Origin of the sequence: Nocardioides sp. (assembly GCF_051876515.1) — a bacterium.
In the GTDB taxonomy this organism is placed as follows: Bacteria; Actinomycetota; Actinomycetes; order Propionibacteriales; family Nocardioidaceae; genus Nocardioides.
The window spans coordinates 1-4585 of sequence record NZ_JBJEHY010000007.1 but is presented as its reverse complement, the minus strand read 5'-3'; the positions used below and the strand labels follow the sequence as shown (position 1 = coordinate 4585).

The window sequence follows — 4585 nt, the reverse complement described above, 5'->3', positions numbered from 1 at the left end:
CGATCGCCCCGTGGGTCGTGCCGTCGCGGCGGCCCCGCACGGCCACACGCTCACCGCCCGGGGCGAGCCAGCTCTCCTCGTACGCCTCGCCGGCGGGGAGCACGGCCACGGGATCCCGGCCGTCCCCGGCGACGAGGGCGAGCTCGAGCTCGTCGCCCTCCACGAGCATGAGCACGGCGCCGTCTGGGCCCGCGACGCGTACGGCCGGACGCTGCGGCACCTGTGCCCAGCCCGGCTCGACGGCCACGCGGGCGCGCTCCAGGGCGCGGGTGGCGGCGGCCAGGTCGGGGACGCCGAGGACGACGTGGTCGAGGCGGACGGTCATCCCACCACCCTCTCCTGCCACGCCACCCCGGTGCCACCGCGTTCCGCGCGACGGGCGTCGGGCGGCGTCAGGCCAGCCAGGCACCGCCCTGCATGACGCGGGTGACCCGCCAGTCGTCGTCGAGCACGACGACGTCGGCCCGGGCCCCGGGCGCGAACCGGCCCCGGTCCGTGGCGCCGACCAGGTCGGCCGGGGTCAGCGTCGCCGCACGTACGGCCAGGTGTGGCGCCACGCCCGCGTGGACGATGGCGCGACGCACGGCGTCGGCGACGTGGATGGTGCTGCCGGCCAGGGCGGGCCGCTCGCCGGTCGTCCAGGCGGTGGCGTCGCGCACCTCCACCTCGAGCCCACCGAGGAGGTAGCGCCCGTCGGGCATCCCGGCCGCGCTCATCGCGTCGCTGACCAGGACGACGCGTTCGGCGGCGACCGCGAAGACCATCGCCACCGTCTCGTCGGCCAGGTGGATGCCGTCGGAGATCAGCTCGGCGTGCACGTGGCCCGCGGCCAGTGCGCGCAGCGTCGCGCCACCGGGCCCGGGGTCACGGTGGTGGAACGGGGCCATGCCGTTGAACAGGTGGGTGACGGTGCGGACGTGGTCGGTGGCCAGGGCCGCGCCGAACGCGCCCGCGTCGGCATCGGTGTGGCCGGCGGCCACCAGGACCCCGGCCGCGTCCAGGACGGCGGCGCTCTCGGCGGCCCCGGGCAGCTCGGGCGCCAGCGTCACCATGCGCAGCGTGCCGCCGGCGGCGTCGATCCACCGCTGCGCCACGGTCGGGTCGGGCGCGGTGAGGACGGCCGGGTCGTGGGCACCGCAATGACCGTGGGCCAGCCACGGTCCCTCGAGGTGGCTGCCGAGCAGGCCGGGCTCGTCGGCGGTGACCTCAGCGATCGCGCCGAGGGCGGCGAGCAGGTCGGGCTCGGTCGCGCTGACCAGGCTCGCGACCACGGAGGTGGTGCCCCGTACGGCGTGGTGACGCACCACCGCACTGACGTCGTCCGGGACACCTGTGGTCACCGCGTGACCACCACCTCCGTGGCAGTGCACGTCGAGGAAGCCTGGGGCCAGGGTGCCGGTCTGCTCGACCGGTCCCTTGCGACCGTCGGCCCAGCCATCACTGGCGTCGGCCACCTCGACGATCCGGTCGCCGTGGACGACGAGCACGCCGTCCTCGACGATCCGGTCGGGCAGCACCAGACGGCCACGCAGGGCGTACGGCTCGTCCATGGTGTGCTCCTTCCGCGGGCGCTGTGGGCGCCCGCCGTTCAGTTGACCGTACGGTCCGTCACGGCCGCGGCGACGGCGTCGGCGAACCAGGTGGTGATCGAGGTCGGGTGGGTGATCCCGGTGCCGACGACCACGCAGTGGGCGCCGGCCGCGACGGCCGCGGCGGCGTCGGCGGGCCGGTGGACCCGGCCCTCGGCCACGACCGGCACGTCCAGCGCCGCGCTCAGCCGGGCGACCAGGTCGAGGTCGGGGCCGTCGCCCTTCTCGGTGTACCCGGTGTAGCCCGACAGGGTCGTGCCGACCAGGTCGGCGCCGGCCTCGGCAGCGAGCAGACCCTCCTCGTACGTGGAGACGTCGGCCATCACCAGGACGTCGTGCTGGGCCGTGAGGCCGCGCACGGTCTCGGCGAACGTGAGCCCGTCGGGACGCGGGCGGGTGGTGCCGTCGAGCGCGACCACCTCGGCGCCGGTCCGGGCCACGGCCAGGGCGTGCTCGAGGGTGGGGGTGATGAAGACCCCGTCCTTGCCGTCCTTCCACAGGCCGATCAGGGGCACGTCGAGGACCTCACGCATCGACTCCAGGTGGCTGATGCCCTGGGCGCGGACGGCCACCGCGCCACCGGCCACCACGGCCTGGGCGACCTTGGTCATCGTCGCGGCGTCGTTCATCGGCTCGTCGCCGTAGGCCTGGCAGGAGACCACCAGTCCCCCGCGCAGCCGTTCCAGCAGGTCGTTCACCGCACCTTCTCCCACGCGACAGCGGCCGCCCCGAGCAGGGCGGCGTCGACTCCGAGCCCGGACCGTACGACCGGGGTGCTGGACAGGACCGGCAGCACGCCGGTGAGAACCGCCTCCAGCAGGGCCGTCCACCAGGACTCCCCCACCCCGACGACGCCGCCACCAACGACGACCAGGTCGGGGTCCAGGACGTTGACGAGTCCGGCCACGGCCTCGCCGACGGCGGTGCCACCCTCGGCCAGCAGGGCGGCGGCCGCGCCGTCACCCTCCTGCGCCAGGGCCACCACGTCACGCAGGTCGCCGACGTCGGTCCCGGTGCGGCGCTCGTACTCCCGCGCCAGCGACGGCCCCGAGGCGAACCCCTCCAGGTGCCCGTGCGCGCCGCAGCTGCACGGCAGCTCGCCGGCCTGGCGGGACGGGACGTGGCCGACGTGCCCGGCGGCGGCGTGCCGTCCGGCGTACAGCGCCCCGTCGACGACCAGGGCGCCCCCGATGCCCGTGCCCACGGCGACACTCAGCACGGTGCCCGCGCCGCGGCCGGCGCCGTAGCGGACCTCGCCGATGCCGTGGGCGTGCACGTCGTTGACGGCGCCGACGGGCAGCGCCAGACGCTCGGCCAGGCCGGCGGCGAGCTCCGTGCCGGCCCACCCGGGCAGGGTGTCGGTGGCCGAGAGGACGACCCCGGAGGCGGGGTCGACCACGCCGGCCGAGCCGACGCCCACGGCCACCGGGGCACCGCCCAGGGAGGCGACCAGGTCGGCCGCCGCGTCCAGGATGGCCCCGGCGCCCTGCGAGGCCGGCGTTGCCACGGACGCGCGGGCCAGCACGGCCCCGTCCGCGTCGACGAGGGCCGCGGCGGTCTTGGTGCCGCCGATGTCGAGGGCGGCGACGTGCGCTGCGAGGGACATCGGATCAGAGCAGCCCGGCGGTCTCGAGCTCGCGACGCACGCGCGCGGTCTCCTCGGAGTCGAGGGGGCGCATCGGAAGCGACACGTTGTTGGTCTCGATCACGCCCAGCAGCGCCAGTGCCGTCTTGAAGCCACCGACACCGCGGGTGCTGCCCTGGTCCAGGTCAGACCGTCCTCGCTCGCGACCGGCTCGGAGCCGGCGAGTGCCAGGTACGGCTCACGCGTGATCGGGTCGAGGTCGACGAGCCCCTCGAAGATGTGCTGGTTGGCGGCCGTGGCGACCGCGCTCGAGGCGTTGTCGGGGTCGAAACCGCTCGACAGCACGAAGCCGAGCGTGGCCTCGATGCTGTCGGAGTCGCCCTTGGCCCCTCCGTTGCTGGACGAGGGTCCGCCGCACGCGGCGAGCCCCAACGTCAGGGCGAGCGCGGCTGCCGCCGTGCCCGCCGAGAGGAAACGGCGCCGAGCCGCCCTGCGGGTGGTGCTCACGTGGTACCTCCAGAGGTTCGTCAGACCTATGACGTCTGATGTCTTATGCCATAGGCTGATCGTCACATGCAGTCGAGGGAAGGGTCAAGCATTGTGGTGAATTCCGAGCCCGGACCCCTGTGGTCCGGAGATGCGCACGGGCGCGGCAACTCACGGCGCGAGCAGGTGGCGGACCAGATCAAGCAACTGATCATCCGCAACCGCATGCGACCCGGAGACCTCCTGCCCACCGAGGGCGAGTTGTGCGACGTGCTGCACGCCAGCCGTTCAAGTGTGCGCGAGGCCGTGAAGATGCTCAACGCCCTCGACATCGTCGAGGTGCGTCACGGCCACGGGACCTACGTCGGTGGCATGTCGCTGGGACCCCTCGTGGAGAGCCTGACCTTCCGAGGCTTCCTCAGCCGCGACGACGACCACCGCGTCATGTCCGAGCTGGTCGACGTGCGCGACACCCTCGAGCAGGGTTTCGCCGAGTCCATCGTGGAGGCGCTGACCGACGAGCAGGGCGAGCGTCTGGCCACCACGGCCGACAAGATGCTGACCCGGGCACGGGCCGGCCAGGAGTTCATCGACCTCGACCGCGACTTCCACCTCGCCCTCATGCAGGAGCTCGGCAACCAGCTGCTGCTCCAGCTCACCGGTGCCTTCTGGGAGGTGCACGCAGCCGCGGCCCCCACGCTGGGGCACGCGGCCGGACAGCTCGAGGAGACCGCGATCGCGCACGTACGCATCGCGGAGGCCGTGCGCGCCAAGGACGTGCCCGCCGTGCGCGAGGCCATCGCCGCCCACTACGTCCCCATCCGCAGCACCATCGCGCAGTTCCACCGGAGGGCCTGAGGTGCCACTGTTCGACCTGCCCACCTCGCAGCTCGCGACGTACCGTTCCGACCGGCCAGAGCCTTCC

6 protein-coding genes are annotated in these 4585 nt (G+C 74.2%); 1 reads left to right on the top strand and 5 read right to left on the bottom strand.

The annotated features are described in order from the left end of the window. The 5 genes from ACI379_RS00340 to ACI379_RS00320 all read right to left on the bottom strand — a co-directional run. Positions 1-325 (bottom strand): hypothetical protein (locus ACI379_RS00340; protein ID WP_439790064.1); only part of this gene is annotated, 325 nt, incomplete at its 3' end. A 67-nt stretch (positions 326-392) separates the two neighbouring features. Further along, a complete protein-coding gene (locus ACI379_RS00335; protein ID WP_439790063.1) occupies positions 393-1550 on the bottom strand; it encodes an N-acetylglucosamine-6-phosphate deacetylase in 1158 nt (385 codons plus the stop codon). A 38-nt stretch (positions 1551-1588) separates the two neighbouring features. Further along, a complete protein-coding gene (locus ACI379_RS00330; RefSeq protein WP_439790062.1) occupies positions 1589-2287 on the bottom strand; it encodes an N-acetylmannosamine-6-phosphate 2-epimerase in 699 nt (232 codons plus the stop codon). Then, entirely contained in the window at positions 2284-3195 is a 912-nt protein-coding gene (locus ACI379_RS00325; protein WP_439790061.1) for an ROK family protein, read from the bottom strand. Before ACI379_RS00325 ends, ACI379_RS00330 begins: the two co-directional genes overlap by 4 nt. Positions 3196-3294: 99 nt before the next feature. Next, positions 3295-3681, bottom strand: coding sequence for a hypothetical protein (locus tag ACI379_RS00320; protein WP_439790060.1), 387 nt, complete (start codon positions 3679-3681; stop codon positions 3295-3297). A gap of 93 nt (positions 3682-3774) precedes the next feature. Between ACI379_RS00320 and ACI379_RS00315 the strand changes: the two genes are divergently transcribed. Then, complete coding sequence (locus ACI379_RS00315; protein ID WP_439790059.1) at positions 3775-4518, top strand: FadR/GntR family transcriptional regulator; 744 nt, start codon at positions 3775-3777, stop codon at positions 4516-4518. Positions 4519-4585 lie beyond the last annotated feature (67 nt).